Here is a 17,273-nt window from a genome sequence, read left to right as displayed (position 1 = left end):
CAATGAAATTAGCGCTTGATGGAATGGGTGGCGACAACGCACCAAAATCAGTTGTTGAGGGTGCGCTATTGGCATTAGAGCAAATTCCAAATTTAGAAATACAATTATATGGTCAACAAGAAAAGCTTGAGCCATTTTTAAAAATACATGACCGATTGACTGTTATACATTGTGAAGAAATAGTAGAAGGAACTGATGATCCAGCACGTGCTGTTCGTCGTAAAAAGGATTCATCTATGGCGAAAATAATGGATGCAGTGGAAATTGGGAAAGCCGATGCTTGTCTTTCTGCAGGTAATACAGGAGCTTTAATGGCAGGCGGTCTGTTTAAAGTCGGGCGAATAGAGGGAATTGCTAGACCAGCGCTTGCGACTACATTACCAACTTTAGATGGTAAGGGCTTTTTAATGCTAGATCTTGGTGCAAATGCGGATGCACGACCTGAGCATTTATTGCAATATGCAATAATGGGTGATATTTATGCCAAAAAGGTTGGGGGCTTACAAAAGCCACGCATCGGTTTACTAAATATCGGTACTGAGGATAAAAAAGGGAACGAATTAACAAAGGCGGCTTTTGAACTGCTAAAAGAAGCGGATTTAAACTTTATTGGCAATGTGGAGGCACGTGATTTACTAGAAGGGGTAGCAGATGTTGTTGTAACAGATGGTTTTACAGGAAATATGGTACTGAAATCGATTGAAGGTACAGCAGGAGCATTATTTTCAATGCTGAAGGAAGCATTTATGTCTTCAACAAAGACAAAAATTTCAGCCGCCCTTATGAAAAATAATTTACGTGACTTGAAAAACAAAATGGATTATACCGAGTATGGTGGAGCAGCTTTATTTGGCTTACAGGCGCCGGTTATAAAGGCACATGGTTCATCTAATGCTAAAGCCATTTACAGTGCAATACGCCAAGCAAGTACAATGGTGGAGCATACAGTAATCTCAACGATTACCGAGACAGTACGTCACCTAGAAATTGATTAACTTCTTTCAGTTGAAAGAAGTTAAAACCTCCGGTGGATGCCGCGGAATTGGAAAGGAGTTCATAAAGGATGTTAGCCTAAAACCATCGTATCCATGCGATAACGGCTAACTGACCTGCATCGGTAAAAAACGCCACGTCCTGTGGCTTTACCGAAATGACCGACATCGTGTCGGCCCTCACGCAGGCCTAAACACAAAGCCGATTCTGGACGCAATTTTGCCGAGGTATAATTGATTAAAAAGGGGTTAACGAAGAATGACGAAAATAGCATTTATTTTTCCTGGGCAAGGCTCACAGACAGTAGGTATGGGGCAGGAGTTTGTTGAAAATTCAGCAGACAGCAAGGCTTTTTATAATCGTGCAGATCAATCACTTGGCTTTGACTTATCGAAGCTTATGTTAGAGGGGCCTGCTGAGGAGTTAACATTGACTTATCATGCACAACCAGCTCTATTAACAACTGGTGTAATGGTTGCAGAAAGATTACAGGCAGCAGGAATTACACCAAATTTCGCTGCTGGACATTCACTTGGAGAATATGGGGCACTAGTTATAGCAGGTGTGTTATCGTTTGAGGATGCAGTTGCTGTTGTACATAAGCGTGGCCTTTATATGAATGAAGCTGTACCTGCTGGACAAGGGGCAATGGCAGCTATTCTTGGGCTGGAGCTTGAGGCACTGCATGAGGTAACTGAAAAAATATCGAAAGCAGGGAATCCGGTTCAGGTAGCGAATGTTAACTGTCCAGGACAAATTGTTATTTCAGGTACAAAGGAAGGCGTAGAAAAGGCTTCTGTAGCTGCGAAGGAAGCAGGTGCCAAACGAGCAATTCCTTTAGTTGTTAGTGGTCCGTTCCATTCAGAGCTTATGCGTCCATCCTCTGATAAATTAGCAGCAACATTAGCAGCTATATCATTATCAGATCCACAGATTCCGGTAATCGGTAATGTCATGGCAAAAGAGTTAGTGGATGTTTCTGCTATTCAACAAGAATTAATAGAACAAGTTTATAGTGCTGTGCAGTGGGAAGCTTCTGTACGCGAAATGATTGCACAAGGTGTTGATGTTTTTATTGAGTGTGGTCCAGGCAAAGTATTAAGTGGTCTAGTGAAAAAAATCGATCGCTCTGTCGCAACTTATTGTGTTTATGATGAGGCATCTTTAGAGGCAGTGATAGAAGCGGCAAAGGAGTGGACAATTAATGCGTAAATTAGAGGGAAAGGTAGCTGTTGTAACAGGTGCATCACGTGGAATCGGGCGTGCTATTGCATTAAAGCTTGCTGATGAAGGAGCTAAAGTTGTCGTTAATTATAGTGGCTCCCAGGCAAAAGCAGAAGAGGTAGTCGCAAGAATTCAAGAAAATGGCGGAGAGGCTATTGCCGTACAAGCGAGTGTATCACAATCAGAGGAAGTTACAGCATTAATAGATACAGCGGTGAAGACATTTGGTTCACTTGATATTTTAGTGAATAATGCAGGAATCACACGTGATAACTTATTAATGCGTATGAAGGAAGATGAATGGGATGATGTGTTAAATACAAATCTTAAAGGTGTTTTCCTTTGCACCAAAGCTGTAACACGTCAAATGATGAAGCAGCGTGCAGGACGCATTATTAATATTTCCTCTATCGTTGGGGTAGCTGGTAATGCTGGACAGGCAAACTATGTAGCTGCCAAAGCTGGTGTAATTGGATTAACAAAAACAACAGCAAAAGAATTAGCCTCACGAAATATTTTAGTAAACGCGATTGCACCAGGATTTATCGAAACAGAAATGACTGATCAATTACCAGAAGAATTAAAGCAGGGAATGCTTACTCAAATTCCACTGGCAAAACTTGGGCTGCCAGAGGATATTGCAAAGGCAGTAGCTTTTCTAGCTTCAGATGATGCAAATTATATGACGGGTCAGACATTGCATATAGATGGCGGCATGGTGATGTAATTTCAATTAGTCAATAATAATGTTTTTTTGTATAATATTTGAGGGGAGGTGAATGATTTGTCTACAGTATTAGAACGTGTAACAAAAGTAATCGTGGACCGTTTAGGTGTTGAAGAAAGCGAAGTAACGCTTGAAGCTTCTTTCCGTGATGATTTAGGTGCTGACTCATTAGACGTAGTTGAACTTGTAATGGAGCTTGAAGACGAGTTTGATATGGAAATTTCTGATGAAGATGCTGAAAAAATCTCAACAGTAGGTTCTGCTATTTCATACATTGAAAGTAAAATAAACTAATTTTTTTAACTTTATTTAACACCTTGCTAGGTTTTGTCATAAACGGTAAGACTGGTTAAATAAAGTTAAAGCCTCTGGCAGAAATTATTACTACTCTTTTTTCGTTAAAAGAGCAAATTTACATTGTAAAGTGTATTTAAAAGGGTACGAAATGGTTCATTTTTTGAACTATGGATGTCCCTTTTTTTATTTTGGAAAATAATTTGCAAAAAAACTTCCAAAACATTGTATTTCAGCCGAAATAATTTTGCATAAACGCCTTGAAAAAGGTACACTAAGACGGTAGAAACTATTAGGAAGGCAGATTGTTCAATGGCTATGAAAAGAAAAGGAACTATGCAGAAATCTGGCGTACTTCCTGAAAAAGTACGCAATCAATTCGAACTGCTACAGCATGAATTGAATATCACATTTATTAATAAAAATTTATTGTATCAAGCATTCACGCATTCATCTTATGTGAATGAGCATCGCCGTAAATTATTTACGGATAATGAGCGTCTTGAATTTTTAGGAGATGCAGTACTTGAACTGTCTGTTTCTAAATACCTCTTTGAAAAATATCCTAATATGAGCGAGGGCGAGTTAACGAAGCTACGAGCATCTATTGTATGTGAGCCATCTCTTGTTATTTTTGCAAATGAATTAGGTTTTGGTCGCTTCGTATTACTCGGAAAAGGTGAAGAATTGACAGGTGGACGGGAACGCCCGGCGCTACTTGCTGATGTTTTTGAGTCATTTGTAGGTGCTCTTTATTTAGATCAAGATTTGCAAACGGTCGTGTCATTTTTAGAACGTATCGTGTTCCCAAAAGTAGAAATCGGTGCTTTTTCGCATGTGATGGATTTTAAAAGTCAATTGCAGGAAATGGTACAACAAACGAATAATGGATTACTTCATTACGAAATTATTGATGAAAAGGGTCCTGCACATAACCGTACCTTTGTATCAAGTGTTCTATTGAATGGACAGGAGCTTGGTATTGGTCGAGGGAAATCGAAAAAAGAAGCCGAGCAGCAAGCTGCGCAATGTGCAATGCGAACAATGCGTGAGCAAACTGCGAAAGAGGAGGCTTAATAGATGTTCCTAAAACGACTCGAAGTGATTGGCTTTAAATCTTTTGCGGAGCGCATTGGAATTGATTTTGTACCTGGTGTGACAGCAGTTGTCGGACCAAATGGCAGTGGGAAAAGTAATGTCACTGATGCCATTCGTTGGGTACTTGGGGAGCAATCGGCAAAGTCGTTACGTGGATCTAAGATGGAGGATGTTATTTTTGCTGGCAGTGATTCTCGAAAGCCACTAAATTTTGCGGAGGTAACATTAGTTTTAGATAATTCAGATGAACAACTTGCTTTTTCATATACAGAGGTCAGCGTAACAAGACGCGTATACCGTTCAGGTGATAGTGAATATTTATTAAATAACCAGCAGTGTCGCCTGAAGGATATTACGGACTTGTTTATGGATTCAGGTCTTGGGAAAGAGGCATTTTCAATTATTTCGCAAGGCCGTGTTGATGAGATTTTAAATAGCAGACCCGATGACCGTCGTTCAATTTTCGAAGAGGCAGCTGGCGTATTAAAGTACAAACTGAGAAAGAAAAAAGCAGAGCATAAACTTATTGAAACAGATGAAAATTTATATCGCGTGTTAGATATATTACATGAATTAGATAGCCGACTTGAACCGCTTGAAATTCAGGCATCCAGTGCAAGAGATTATGTGCAAATGTCTACAGAGCTAAAAGATTTTGATATCGCCATTCTTGTGCACGATTTAAAAAATTGTGCACAATCTTTGCATGCTCTGGAAGCTGAGTTCACAGAGCTATCTGAGACTGAGCAAAAACAAGCACATTCCATCGCTGCCGTCGAAAAACAAACAGCAGGTATTCGTAAACTGTTAAAGGAGCTAGATGACTATTTAGATACTATTCAAGCTGACTTTGTGAATGCGACAATGGAAGTTGAACGCTGGGATGGTCGAAAGGCACTAATGGCAGAGAAGCGCCAAAATGCTTCCAATCAATTGCTACAATTGAATACTTCTTTACAGGAAGCAAAGACTGAGGTAGAGGCTCTGATTTTACAGGAAGCTGAAAAAAAAGAGCTATTTACAGAGAAGCAGCTAGACGTACAGGTGTTAAAACAAAGCATCAAGCAACTGGAACAATCATTAAATCGCTCTGTTACTGAAATTGAGCAAGAGATTGAAGAGCAAAAGAATCGCTATATTGACTCCTTAAATGAAGAAGCAACCATTAAAAATGAATTAAAGAATATTGATCAGCAATTGGCACAGCAAAAAGCGATGGCAGCACGTATGTCGGACCAAACAGATGAAATCGGACAAGAGCTTGCGCAAATTATTGCAGAAAAAGAAAAGCTAGCTGTGGCTCACAACACCACAACAAAGGATTTGCAAGGAAAGCTTGAACATTACGAATCATTGCAAATGGATCTAAAAAAAGTCAATGCATCTTTTAATGAGAAGCAGGATATGCTTTATAAAGCTTATCAGCACCAACAGCAGCTTAAGGCTAGAAAGGACACATTAGCAGAGCTTGAAGCAGACTTTTCAGGTTTCTTCCAAGGTGTCAAGGAAGTATTGCTAGCGCGAGATAAAGGGGAGCTAGTAGGTATTGAGGGGGCTGTCGCTGAGTTAATTCAAGTAGACGGAAAATACTCACAAGCGATTGAAACAGCCTTAGGCGCAGCTTCTCAGCATATCGTGACAACGGATGAGCGTCATGCTCAGCAGGCTATACAATGGTTGAAGCAAAAAAGAGCTGGTCGAGCGACATTTTTACCAAAGACAGTTATGAAGTCACGAAAAATCAATCTATCTACTATTCATTTGGCAATAGAGCACCCCGCCTTTGTACAAATGGCGGATGGACTTGTGACTTTCCATGAGGATACTCGAACAATTGTTGAGAATCTTCTAGGCAATGTAATTGTTGCATCAAGCTTGGAGGGTGCGAGTCAAATTGCACGTTTATGTGGCTTCCGCTATCGTGTTGTGACTCTTGATGGTGATATTGTTAATGCAGGTGGTTCATTGACTGGTGGTGCAACGAAGCAACAATCTTCGCTCTTTACAAGAAAGGCTGAATTAGATGGGCTAATTGTCAAATTAGAAGCGTTGGAAGCATCTATTTTTAGTGCTGAACAGGCTGTTTCAGCAGAAAAAGTAAGACTAGCAACATTGCGAGATCAAGTAGAGCAATTGAAGCTGGAAGGCGAACAGCTTCGAAAGGATGAATTACAACAGGCAAGTCGTATTCGTGAGCTTGAGGTCGTTGAGAAAAGTTTATCAGCACGTGTATCCTATGCTTCAAATGAGACACAAGATGTTAAGACACGCGAGCAAACATTATTAGCTCAACGGGAAGTGGCTACAAATCGTTTAACAGCCCTTGCAACAGAGCTATTAGAGATTAATGGTACGGTTGAGCACCTAAATAAAATAAAACTGCAGAGCGAAACGGAGAAAGATGTACTGCGTGAACAATTAGCAGAAAAACGCTCCCAATTAGCAGTTATGCAGGAGCAAATGTCACAAGTACAAATTGCTACTGCAGAAATAGCTTTACAATTAAACAAAGCTCAGCAAAAGATGGACAGTATTTCTCAGGAAATAATCTGGTTGCAATCAGATGAGTCGACAAAGCTTTTAAGTGATGAAGAAGTTGAGGAACAGGTTGCTACTTGGAAAGAGAGAAGAGATTCGTTACACAATACGATTTCTCAGAAAAAGGATGAGAAAATAGCACAACAGCAGCAACTCGCTGCTTTAGAGGAACAGCTTAAAGAATTGCAACGTATACATAAAGGTTACCTTGAAGCAATACGTGCAAATGAGCTAAAGCAGAGTCGCTTAGAATTTGAAATGAAAAGTTTTAATGAGCAGCTAGAGGAAAACTATCAGCTAATCCTTGAGGAGGCTGAGGAGATTGCGATAGAAATTAGCGATGAAGAGCATATGCGACGTAGAGTGAAGCTATTGAAAAAATCGATTGAAGAGCTTGGTCCTGTTAATTTGAGTGCGATTGAAGAATATGATAGAGTACTAGAACGTCATTCATTCTTGACAGAGCAACGTGAGGATCTACTTGCTGCTCAGGAAACATTGCATGAAGCCATTAAAGAAATGGATGAGGAGATGACGTTGCGATTTAGCGAAACGTTTTATGCTATTCGTGAACAATTTAAGCGTGTATTCCGTGAATTATTTGGTGGTGGGCAAGCAGATTTAGTATTATTGGAGCCTCAAAACTTACTTGAAACAGGTATTGAAATTGTGGCTCAGCCTCCAGGGAAAAAATTACAGAATCTAAGTTTACTTTCTGGTGGTGAGCGTGCGCTTACTGCCATCGCATTATTATTCTCCATCTTAAATATAAGACCTGTACCATTCTGTATTCTGGATGAAGTAGAGGCTGCGTTAGACGAGGCAAATGTAGTTCGGTATAGTCAATACTTGAAAAAATTTAGCCATGACACACAATTCATTGTCATCACACATCGTAAAGGAACGATGGAGGGAGCTGATGTATTGTATGGTATTACAATGCAGGAGTCTGGTGTCTCGAAACTTGTATCAGTAAAATTAGAAGATGAACCCGTACTTGCGGAGCAAAGGAGCGAACAAGCATGAGTTTTTTTAAACGTTTAAAAGATAAGCTGATGGGTAATCCAGCAGAAGAAGAAAAAGTTGTAGAAGTTAATGAAAATGAGGATGAGACTGCCGAGAAGCTTGAGGATGCCGAGGAGCCCGCTCTTATTGAAGCAACTGTTGAGGAAATCGACTTAGCAACTGAGACTCCAAAGGCGGAGGGTCCTATTGAAACAGAACTTCCCGAATTAATGGAAGAACCGGTGCAACATGAAGTGCACGAGGTTGCGAATATGGAGGAGAAAAAGCCTTCTGCATGGTCCATTACGCAAAAATTTAAAGCTGGTCTGGAAAAAACGAGAAATTCCTTTACTTCAAAAGTAAACGATTTAGTGGCACGTTATCGAAAAGTGGATGAGGATTTCTTTGAAGAACTAGAAGATTTATTATTACAGGCTGACGTTGGCTTTGAAACAGTTATGGAGCTAATGGACAAATTACGTTTTGAGGTTCAACGAAAAAATATTAAAGACACAAATGGTATCCAAGCAGTGATTTCTGAGAAGCTTGTTGAAATTTATGAGCAGGGCGAAGAGGATTTAATTGATGTAAACATGCAGCCTGATGGTGAACTAACAGTGATTCTATTTGTTGGGGTCAACGGTGTTGGGAAAACTACAACAATTGGTAAGCTTGCTCATCGTTTGAAATCTCAGGGCAAAACGGTTGTTTTGGCTGCGGGCGATACGTTCCGTGCTGGAGCCATCGATCAATTACAAGTATGGGGCGATCGAGTCGGCTGTGAGGTCATTAAACAATCTGAGGGTTCTGACCCAGCTGCAGTGATGTATGATGCTATTCGTGCAGCGAAAAATCGCAAAGCAGATGTATTAATTTGTGATACTGCTGGACGTTTACAAAACAAAGTCAATTTAATGAATGAGCTTGAAAAAGTACATCGTGTCATTTCACGTGAAATACCAAATGCACCTCATGAGGTTCTATTGGCTTTAGATGCAACTACTGGTCAAAATGCACTTGTGCAGGCACAAACGTTTAAGGAAGCGACAAATGTTACAGGAATCGTTTTAACAAAGCTTGATGGTACAGCAAAAGGTGGTATTGTCCTAGCAATTCGAAATAAATTACACATTCCAGTTAAGTTTGTAGGACTTGGTGAGAAGATGGATGACCTTCAGCCATTTGATGCAGAACGCTATGTCTATGGTTTATTTGCCGAGGGATTAGATAAAGAATTACAAAATAACGAGGATTAATCTTGATTACGCCCCCCTCTATAAATAGCGAGATGAATGCGATTTTTTCCTACTCAAGTGAGGTAAAAACGCCTGCTGAATCAGGAAAACTCCCTTAAGAATATTTACTGAAGCGGGACTTTTTGATCGATTTCGATTATTCTGGAAGCATATACGCTGGGGCATAATTTAGTTAAGTAAAAAGCTCGTCTGTAAAATGGACATTTCATTGTTTAAAAGAGAAATGCTTGCTATAGGTGAAAGACGCCTGAAAGCAGTTAATGAAAGCTTTTAGACAAGGGAATTACCTTGACACAGACGGGCGCTTTTCGTTATGATACAAATGACTAAGGACGGGAGGAGAAACATTCGATGCTACTTGAAAAAACAACACGCATGAACTTTCTCTTCGACTTTTATCAAGCACTATTAACAGATAAGCAACGTAGTTATATGGAACTATATTATTTAGATGATCACTCACTTGGTGAAATCGCTGAATCATACGGAGTTTCACGTCAGGCTGTTTATGATAATATTCGTCGAACTGAAGCGATGCTTGAAGAATATGAAGAAAAACTTTGTTTATTAGACAAATTTCAAAAACGTACACAAATGCTTGCGCAGCTAACAGCAGGAATTACAGAACAAAACATGACGGCTGAAGAACAGCTAGCGCTTATTGAGCAGTTGAAAGAATGGGATTAGGAGGCGAAAGCAATGGCTTTTGAAGGATTAGCGGAACGACTCCAAGGAACGATCCAAAAGATTAAAGGTAAAGGTAAGGTATCGGAACAAGACGTTAAAGAAATGATGCGTGAAGTCCGATTTGCTTTAATCGAGGCGGATGTTAACTTAAAAGTAGTCAAAGAATTCGTGAAAAAGGTTAGTGAACGTGCGGTTGGTGTAGATGTTATGCAAAGCCTTACACCTGGCCAGCAAGTAATTAAAATCGTACAGGACGAATTAACGGAATTAATGGGTGGTGAGCAAAGCCCCATTAAATTTAATACAAAGCCACCAACTGTTATTATGATGGTTGGCTTACAGGGTGCGGGGAAAACGACAACTACAGGTAAACTGGCGAATGTGTTACGTAAAAAATATAACCGTAAGCCACTACTAGTAGCAGCGGATGTTTATCGCCCAGCGGCTGTTCAGCAATTACAAACATTAGGTAAACAGTTATCTCTTCCTGTATTTGCATTAGGCACTGATGTTTCTCCTGTAGAAATTGCACGTCAGGCAATTGAGCTGGCAAAAGAAGAGCATCATGATGTCGTTATTATCGATACAGCGGGCCGCTTGCATATCGACGAAGATTTAATGCAGGAATTAAAAGATATACGTGCGTTAAAGGAGCCAGATGAAGTATTCCTAGTTGTGGATGCTATGACGGGTCAGGATGCTGTAAACGTAGCAGAAAGCTTTAATGAAGCAATTGGTATTACCGGAGTTGTTTTAACAAAGCTTGATGGGGATACACGTGGTGGTGCAGCATTATCAATTCGTTCCGTTACACAGAAACCAATTAAATTTGTTGGTATGGGCGAAAAAATGGATGCACTGGAACCTTTCCATCCAGAACGAATGGCGTCTCGTATTTTAGGAATGGGTGATGTTCTATCGCTTATTGAAAAGGCTCAGGCTAATGTTGACGAAGCAAAGGCCAAAGAATTAGAGGAAAAATTTAAATCCCAAACATTTACATTTGATGATTTTGTTGAACAATTACAGCAAGTGAAGAAAATGGGGCCTCTTGATGAAATTTTGAAAATGCTACCTGGTGCGAACAAAATTAAAGGCTTAGACAATGTTAAAGTAGATGATAAGCAAATGGGCCGTGTAGAAGCGATTATTTATTCGATGACAACGGCAGAAAAGACGAATCCAGAAATCATTAATGGTAGCCGTAAAAAGCGTATTGCAAAAGGCTCTGGAACGTCTATTCAAGAGGTGAACCGTCTATTAAAGCAATTTGATGAAATGAAAAAAATGATGAAGCAAATGACTGGAATGGCAAGTGGTAAAGGTAAGAAAAAAATGAAATTACCAGGCTTTGATTCATTGTTTAAATAATAATTTTTAGGTGTTAAGAAAAAACACTTTACAAACAACCTAAACATTGATAATATACTATCTTGTGTGAAACTTATTCGGAGGTGCTATTAAAATGGCAGTTAAAATTCGCTTAAAACGTATGGGAGCTAAAAAATCTCCTTTCTATCGTATTGTAGTTGCAGATGCTCGCTCACCACGTGACGGTCGTCAAATCGAAACAGTTGGTACTTACAACCCACTAACTCAACCAGCTACTGTAAACATCGATGAAGAGAAAGCTCTTAAATGGTTAGCTGACGGTGCAAAACCATCAGATACAGTACGTAACCTGTTCTCAGAACAAGGAATCATGGAAAAATTCCATAACCAAAAATTCAGTAAATAATCGGGGGCGACGTTTTTGAAGCAGCTGATTGAAGCAATCGTTTTACCGTTAGTCGATTATCCAGAAGAAGTTCGTATTGAGACGGATGAAAATGCAAATCGAATTGTTTATAAACTTTTTGTTCATCCAGAGGATCGAGGGAAAGTCATAGGCAAACAAGGGCGAGTAGCGAAAGCGATTCGTACAATTGTTTATTCAGCGGCAGGTAGTCACCATCAAAAAAAGACCTACGTCGATATATTGGATTGATAGAAAAGATGTTCACGCTCTTTTACACGCGACAAGCACAGGAAAATCCTGATTGGTATGTTTACATGCATTTAGGAATTCGGAGTGGTCTTGAGCCTGGAGCGTAAAATCTGGACTATGGAGGAGGGAGCTTGCCGGTTCCTTCCTTTTTTTATCTTTCATCATTAAAGTGTGAGCGGAAAAGCATTTATATGATACTGCTTCCTTGTGCCTCATCGGTAAAACTTAAAGCAATTATATTGAGAGATAATTGAGCATAATAACATTGAGATACTTAAGCTAAAACATCTTCTCCAAAATGTTCAGCTGCTTTTTAGAGGAAAGTGAGAGAATGGTTACTTTTAAACTCTGATTAGCAAGTAGCTTGAAGGAGGCAGCATGTTTTAACATTTTTTATCTTCATTCATCAGAAGACTCCCACCTCTACAGGTAGTGAAATGAATGCAGTTTTGGTTCCTTTTCAGTGGGTATCCAAACACCTACTGAATGAAGATAAAGCCCCTGGCAGATGTCACGGATTTTCAAAGGAATGAATTGTGTGTGCACAATTCAAAATCCGGACGCAATTACGCCAAGGCGAAATTGATATGAGGTGAAATTTGTGGAATGGTTTAATGTAGGACGTATAGTCAATACGCACGGAATTCGTGGCGAGGTGCGAGTTTTATCAACAACAGATTTTGAAGAAGAACGATTTGCAGTAGGGAATAGACTTGCAGCATTTAAAAAAGATGATAAAAAACCAACTTGGGTAACAATTGAATCCGTGCGTCGTCATAAAAATTTTATTTTATTAACGTTTGAAGGCATGGACAATATTAATATGGTGGAGCCTTTTAAAGAAGGTCTGTTAAAAGTAACGAAGGACCAAATGACAGATGATTTATTACAGGAAAACGAATTTTTCTTTCATGAGATTATTGGCTGTGAGATTGTTTCTGAAGAAGGAGAAAAGATTGGTGTAGTGTCTGATATTCTTCAAACAGGTGCCAATGATGTATGGGTGGTAAAGGGTGCTAAAAAAGAGCATTACATTCCATATATCGAAGACATCGTCAAGGAAATTAATGTTGATGACAAAAGAATTGTCATTCATGTAATGGATGGTCTACTATGATGAACATTCATGTATTAAGTCTGTTTCCTGATATGTTTACAGGCGTTTTTGGTGCCTCCATATTGAAGAAGGCGCAGGAAAAAGGCGCTGTTCAGCTAGAAGTTACTGACATTCGAACGTTTTCAGGTAACAAGCATAATCAAGTGGATGATTATCCCTATGGCGGTGGTGCAGGTATGGTATTAAAGCCTGAGCCAATGTTTAGCGCTGTTGAGACAATTACAGCTGGGAAAAATCCCCGAATCATCTTAATGTGTCCACAAGGAGAACGCTTTACTCAAAGAAAGGCTGAAGAGCTAACACAGGAAAAGGAGCTTGTTTTTTTATGTGGTCATTACGAAGGCTATGATGAACGCATCCGGCAACATCTTGTCACAGACGAGATTTCTATTGGAGATTTCGTTTTAACCGGTGGAGAGCTAGGAGCTATGACGGTTATTGATAGTGTTGTACGATTACTACCTGGCGTTTTGGGGCAGGAGGAGTCCCATATACAGGATTCATTTTCCACAGGTCTTTTAGAGCATCCTCATTATACGCGACCAGCTGATTTTCGCGGAATGAAGGTACCTGATGTTTTACTATCAGGGAATCACGCAAAAATTGAGCAGTGGCGTGAAGAGCAGTCACTCAAAAGAACCTTGGAGCGTCGCCCAGATTTACTAGAAAACTATCCATTAACAGATAAACAAAAAGTGTATATAGAAAAACTTAAAAACAACCATAAAGATGCTTGATTGCTGTTTATATTTGTGATAACATCTAATCTGTACTTCTATGTGAAGTACTGAATTACGGTGTTCCGCTGTGGCATAGATTGCGTGCAAGAGCATCTGTCTAAGGAGAGAAAACAATGTCAAACATTATTGCAGAAATTACAAAAGCTCAGCTTCGCACTGATCTACCAGCTTTCCGTCCTGGTGATACTGTTAAAGTACACGTGAAAGTAGTAGAGGGTACTCGTGAACGTATCCAAGTATACGAAGGTGTAGTTATTAAACGTCGTGGTGGCGGTATTAGCGAAACTTTCACTGTTCGTAAAATTTCTTATGGTGTAGGTGTTGAACGTACTTTCCCTGTACACACACCAAAAATCGCTAACTTAGAAGTTGTACGTCGTGGTAAAGTACGTCGTGCTAAACTTTACTACCTACGTAACCTACGTGGTAAAGCTGCTCGTATTAAAGAAATTCGATAATTATGGCTTAAAAGTGAGGGGCTTGTATTGCAAGCTCCTTTTCTTTTTGCTTGTCATCTTAAATAGCTATCATCTAAAATGAGGATAGACAAGGGGGCAAATCTCGATGGAAAAAAAAGTGAAGGAAAAGAATGAATTATGGGAATGGACGAAGGCACTTCTAATTGCATTTGCGATCGCAGCAATTATTCGTTATTTTTTATTTACACCGATTGCAGTAGATGGTGAGTCTATGATGCCAACCCTTGAAAATGGCGACCGTATGATTGTGAACAAAATTGGCTATAAAATAGGAGAGCCGAAACGCTTTGATATAGTAGTGTTCCATGCTCCAGAGAAGAAAAACTATATTAAACGTGTTATTGGGCTACCAGGAGAGACATTAGAATATAAAAATGATCAATTATATATAAATGGTGAACCAATCGATGAGCCCTATTTAGATGCCTACAAGTCACAGATTACTGAAGGTACATTAACAGAAGATTTTTCATTAAAAGATATTGGTGTAAACCTTGAGGAAATTCCAGAAGGCTATGTGTTTGTAATGGGAGATAATCGTCGATACAGTAAGGATAGTCGTCATATTGGACTTGTTGATCAGAAAGAGATTATTGGGAATACAAGTCTAATTTTCTGGCCGTTTAGTGATATAAAAATTGTAAAGTAATGCAAGAAAGGGAGAACTTACACTCCCTTTTTCTTTTAGTTTAGGAGGTATAGATATGACTATACAATGGTTTCCAGGGCATATGGCAAAGGCCCGAAGAGAAGTAACAGAAAAATTAAAGCTTGTGGATATTATATTCGAATTAATTGATGCACGTTTACCATTATCCTCACGGAATCCAATGATAGACGAAGTAATCAATCAAAAGCCGCGTCTTCTTATCTTAAATAAATCAGATATGGCTGATGAGCAGGAAACACGGAAGTGGGTAGATTATTTTGCACAGCGTGGTCATAAGGCAGTGGCCATCAATTCTCTTGAAAGCAAAGGCTTACAATTGGTAACGAAAGCAGCGCAAGAAATTTTAAAAGAAAAATTCGAGCGTATGAAAGCGCGTGGGATGAAGCCTAGAGCAATCCGTGCGATGATTGTCGGTATTCCGAACGTAGGAAAATCAACACTAATCAATCGCCTAGCTAAAAAAAATATTGCGAAAACAGGAAATACGCCGGGGGTAACAAAGGCCCAGCAATGGATAAAAGTTGGGAAGGAGCTTGAATTACTTGATACGCCAGGTATTTTATGGCCAAAATTCGAAGATCAGGAAGTAGGCTATAAATTGGCATTAACCGGTGCTATAAAAGATACCATAACAAATATGGAAGACTTAGCTGTTTATGGGTTGCGCTTTTTATCTATTCACTATCCAAAGCGTATGGAGGAGCGCTATGGCTTTGAGTTTCTCCATAAGGATTTAGTGGAAACCTTCGATCATATCGGCAAGCTTCGTCGTGTCTTTGGACAAGGCGGCGAAATTGATTATGACCAAGTAGCTCAATTAATCGTACGTGATATTCGTGGCTTACAAGTAGGCAAACTAACATTTGATTTTGTTGATGAGCAACTGGAAAAAGAGGCATTAACTGAATAAAGATAAAAATAAAAAACGGCTGTCGAGAAAATAATAATCTCGCTAGCCGTTTTTACTTTTTTTTAAAATGTTTTTTTGTTTTTCACACAAAATCTAATTTTTTTAACCTTATTTTAACCTTCCGTCTTTATAATCTATCAGCAAGGAAAAAAATTCAGTGAAAATCAGATGAAAGGAGAAAAATGAAGCACATCCAAAAACTAAGTAAACACTAGTATTTTCGCAATTATTGTATTGCTAATGCAAGCCATATTCGAGGCTTACCAGAAAATGAAGACAGGTAGCTCATCGCTAATACAACAGCAAATGGAGTGCATTTTATGGCTCTGGGTGTTGAATGATGTTGATTCAATTATTTAATCATAATTTTAAGAGAAGGTGTTCTATGAAAGCAATAACTAGAATTATTTTATATTCTGTATCGTTTTTTCTTATTCTACAATTGGTCTATACGTATCAGGTAAGGGCTGAAACAATAGTCACGAAAACACCAGTCGAGGACGGAACATGGGATAATTCTGGGCGGTATACAGACTTGCCTGAGAACTATGTTGGATATGACAACGATTTTCAATTTGGCATACAGCAATCTGCCATTAAATTCGATTTTACTGAGGTTCAGGATCCGATTAGGAATGCAACCCTTCGTATTTATATTCAAAGTGTGCAACCATATCATGGTTCTTATGTATCCCTCTATGGTTCAATTATTGATGATTGGGAACCTTGGTATGCAAAAATTCTATTGCATCCTGATGATCCACTTATATATGATAAACTTCCAATTCTCCATGCAAATACCTGGCAGAGTTTTGATGTCACAAGCTTTGTGAGAAGTCAATCTGACAAAATTGCAACATTCGTTCTAAGAGGTGAGGAATATATACCTGGGGTAATGTTTACGTATTATTCACGTAATTTCTCCAACCAAACATTGCGTCCCGAACTTATATTGCAAACAAGCCCAGTCTCTAGTAATGCAGATCTAATAGGATTGGGCGTATTAGCTGATTTCTCTCCAGTTACGCTATCCCCTGCATTTAATTCTGATACAACGAGTTATACTTTGAACGTGGATAATACAGTGAGTCAGCTAATCATAAATCCAACAATAGCAGATTTTGGGGCTACGGTGAAAGTAAATGGAATAAAGCTTCTAGCCGGACAGCCGATATTACCAACCTTCTTAAATGTAGGGAACAACGGAATTACGATAGAAGTGACAGCGGAAAACGGTGCAACAAAGACATATACAATAACAGCCGTGCGAGCAGCACCAAAGTACACAGTAAGCTATAACGGCAACGGAAATACAGGCGGAAGTGTACCAATGGATAATGGTAGCTATGAACAAGGAGCATCCGTATACGTAAAAGGAAACACGGGAGGCTTAGTGAAGGATGGACATAGATTTGAAGGGTGGTCTCTAACATCAGATGACGCTAATCCGAATTATAAAGAAAACGATATTTTTATAATGGAAAATGCCAATGTAACATTTTTGGCAAAGTGGTTAAAGCTGACAAATGCCGCCACGCCAACAATCGA

The 17,273-nt window shown here is 39.3% G+C and carries 17 protein-coding genes; all 17 read left to right on the top strand.

From position 1 onward, the window contains the following. Positions 1–2 precede the first annotated feature (2 nt). Positions 3–995 (top strand): phosphate acyltransferase PlsX, encoded by a 993-nt coding sequence (gene plsX, locus B2R82_RS05110; RefSeq protein ID WP_286923847.1) that lies wholly within the window; start codon positions 3–5, stop codon positions 993–995. Between the two features lie 256 nt (positions 996–1,251). Then, the gene (fabD, locus tag B2R82_RS05105; RefSeq protein ID WP_286923846.1) at positions 1,252–2,205 is read left to right on the top strand and encodes an ACP S-malonyltransferase; all 954 of its coding nucleotides are present in this window, start codon (positions 1,252–1,254) and stop codon (positions 2,203–2,205) included. After that, positions 2,198–2,944 carry a 3-oxoacyl-[acyl-carrier-protein] reductase gene (gene fabG / locus B2R82_RS05100; protein ID WP_286923845.1) on the top strand — a complete coding sequence of 249 codons (747 nt, stop codon included), beginning with the start codon at positions 2,198–2,200 and terminating at the stop codon, positions 2,942–2,944. Before fabD ends, fabG begins: the two co-directional genes overlap by 8 nt. Positions 2,945–3,001: 57 nt before the next feature. After that, positions 3,002–3,238 carry an acyl carrier protein gene (acpP, locus tag B2R82_RS05095; protein ID WP_008181678.1) on the top strand — a complete coding sequence of 79 codons (237 nt, stop codon included), beginning with the start codon at positions 3,002–3,004 and terminating at the stop codon, positions 3,236–3,238. Positions 3,239–3,550: 312 nt separating this feature from the next. Further along, positions 3,551–4,315: a ribonuclease III gene (rnc, locus tag B2R82_RS05090; RefSeq protein WP_283871136.1), complete on the top strand. Its 765-nt coding sequence runs from the start codon at positions 3,551–3,553 to the stop codon at positions 4,313–4,315. Positions 4,316–4,318: 3 nt separating this feature from the next. After that, complete coding sequence (gene smc / locus B2R82_RS05085; RefSeq protein ID WP_286923844.1) at positions 4,319–7,900, top strand: chromosome segregation protein SMC; 3,582 nt, start codon at positions 4,319–4,321, stop codon at positions 7,898–7,900. Beyond that, the gene (gene ftsY, locus B2R82_RS05080; protein ID WP_286923843.1) at positions 7,897–9,135 is read left to right on the top strand and encodes a signal recognition particle-docking protein FtsY; all 1,239 of its coding nucleotides are present in this window, start codon (positions 7,897–7,899) and stop codon (positions 9,133–9,135) included. Before smc ends, ftsY begins: the two co-directional genes overlap by 4 nt. A gap of 351 nt (positions 9,136–9,486) precedes the next feature. Further along, entirely contained in the window at positions 9,487–9,822 is a 336-nt protein-coding gene (locus tag B2R82_RS05075) for a putative DNA-binding protein (RefSeq protein ID WP_286923842.1), read from the top strand. 12 nt (positions 9,823–9,834) lie between these two features. Next, positions 9,835–11,193 (top strand): signal recognition particle protein, encoded by a 1,359-nt coding sequence (gene ffh, locus B2R82_RS05070; RefSeq protein ID WP_283871140.1) that lies wholly within the window; start codon positions 9,835–9,837, stop codon positions 11,191–11,193. 94 nt (positions 11,194–11,287) lie between these two features. Continuing rightward, positions 11,288–11,560 carry a 30S ribosomal protein S16 gene (gene rpsP, locus B2R82_RS05065; protein ID WP_004269411.1) on the top strand — a complete coding sequence of 91 codons (273 nt, stop codon included), beginning with the start codon at positions 11,288–11,290 and terminating at the stop codon, positions 11,558–11,560. 15 nt (positions 11,561–11,575) lie between these two features. Further along, positions 11,576–11,809: a KH domain-containing protein gene (locus B2R82_RS05060; protein ID WP_004269410.1), complete on the top strand. Its 234-nt coding sequence runs from the start codon at positions 11,576–11,578 to the stop codon at positions 11,807–11,809. A gap of 601 nt (positions 11,810–12,410) precedes the next feature. Continuing rightward, complete coding sequence (gene rimM / locus B2R82_RS05055; RefSeq protein WP_286923839.1) at positions 12,411–12,926, top strand: ribosome maturation factor RimM; 516 nt, start codon at positions 12,411–12,413, stop codon at positions 12,924–12,926. Further along, positions 12,926–13,663 (top strand): tRNA (guanosine(37)-N1)-methyltransferase TrmD, encoded by a 738-nt coding sequence (gene trmD / locus B2R82_RS05050; RefSeq protein ID WP_286923856.1) that lies wholly within the window; start codon positions 12,926–12,928, stop codon positions 13,661–13,663. Before rimM ends, trmD begins: the two co-directional genes overlap by 1 nt. A gap of 116 nt (positions 13,664–13,779) precedes the next feature. Further along, positions 13,780–14,124 carry a 50S ribosomal protein L19 gene (gene rplS, locus B2R82_RS05045; RefSeq protein WP_054770625.1) on the top strand — a complete coding sequence of 115 codons (345 nt, stop codon included), beginning with the start codon at positions 13,780–13,782 and terminating at the stop codon, positions 14,122–14,124. A 106-nt stretch (positions 14,125–14,230) separates the two neighbouring features. Then, positions 14,231–14,794, top strand: coding sequence for a signal peptidase I (lepB, locus tag B2R82_RS05040; RefSeq protein ID WP_283871142.1), 564 nt, complete (start codon positions 14,231–14,233; stop codon positions 14,792–14,794). 55 nt (positions 14,795–14,849) lie between these two features. Next, complete coding sequence (ylqF, locus tag B2R82_RS05035; RefSeq protein WP_286923838.1) at positions 14,850–15,725, top strand: ribosome biogenesis GTPase YlqF; 876 nt, start codon at positions 14,850–14,852, stop codon at positions 15,723–15,725. Between the two features lie 385 nt (positions 15,726–16,110). After that, positions 16,111–17,273, top strand: a 1,163-nt coding sequence (locus B2R82_RS05030; RefSeq protein ID WP_286923837.1) for a cadherin-like beta sandwich domain-containing protein, incomplete at its 3' end; no start/stop codon positions are given.

It is taken from the genome of Lysinibacillus sp. UBA6686, assembly GCF_002455205.1.
GTDB classification, from domain to species: Bacteria; Bacillota; Bacilli; order Bacillales_A; family Planococcaceae; genus Lysinibacillus; species Lysinibacillus pakistanensis.
The sequence above is the reverse complement of the archived record's forward strand: the minus strand, read 5'-3'. Positions and strand labels throughout refer to the sequence as shown.

What these genes read in the sequence shown, in the direction of transcription:
- plsX (WP_286923847.1), top strand. Translation starts at nt 3, where the DNA reads ATGAAATTAGCGCTTGATGGAATGGGTGGCGACAACGCACCAAAATCA.
- fabD (WP_286923846.1), top strand. Translation starts at nt 1,252, where the DNA reads ATGACGAAAATAGCATTTATTTTTCCTGGGCAAGGCTCACAGACAGTA.
- fabG (WP_286923845.1), top strand. Translation starts at nt 2,198, where the DNA reads ATGCGTAAATTAGAGGGAAAGGTAGCTGTTGTAACAGGTGCATCACGT.
- rnc (WP_283871136.1), top strand. Translation starts at nt 3,551, where the DNA reads ATGGCTATGAAAAGAAAAGGAACTATGCAGAAATCTGGCGTACTTCCT.
- smc (WP_286923844.1), top strand. Translation starts at nt 4,319, where the DNA reads ATGTTCCTAAAACGACTCGAAGTGATTGGCTTTAAATCTTTTGCGGAG.
- ftsY (WP_286923843.1), top strand. Translation starts at nt 7,897, where the DNA reads ATGAGTTTTTTTAAACGTTTAAAAGATAAGCTGATGGGTAATCCAGCA.
- B2R82_RS05075 (WP_286923842.1), top strand. Translation starts at nt 9,487, where the DNA reads ATGCTACTTGAAAAAACAACACGCATGAACTTTCTCTTCGACTTTTAT.
- ffh (WP_283871140.1), top strand. Translation starts at nt 9,835, where the DNA reads ATGGCTTTTGAAGGATTAGCGGAACGACTCCAAGGAACGATCCAAAAG.
- rpsP (WP_004269411.1), top strand. Translation starts at nt 11,288, where the DNA reads ATGGCAGTTAAAATTCGCTTAAAACGTATGGGAGCTAAAAAATCTCCT.
- trmD (WP_286923856.1), top strand. Translation starts at nt 12,926, where the DNA reads ATGAACATTCATGTATTAAGTCTGTTTCCTGATATGTTTACAGGCGTT.
- rplS (WP_054770625.1), top strand. Translation starts at nt 13,780, where the DNA reads ATGTCAAACATTATTGCAGAAATTACAAAAGCTCAGCTTCGCACTGAT.
- lepB (WP_283871142.1), top strand. Translation starts at nt 14,231, where the DNA reads ATGGAAAAAAAAGTGAAGGAAAAGAATGAATTATGGGAATGGACGAAG.
- ylqF (WP_286923838.1), top strand. Translation starts at nt 14,850, where the DNA reads ATGACTATACAATGGTTTCCAGGGCATATGGCAAAGGCCCGAAGAGAA.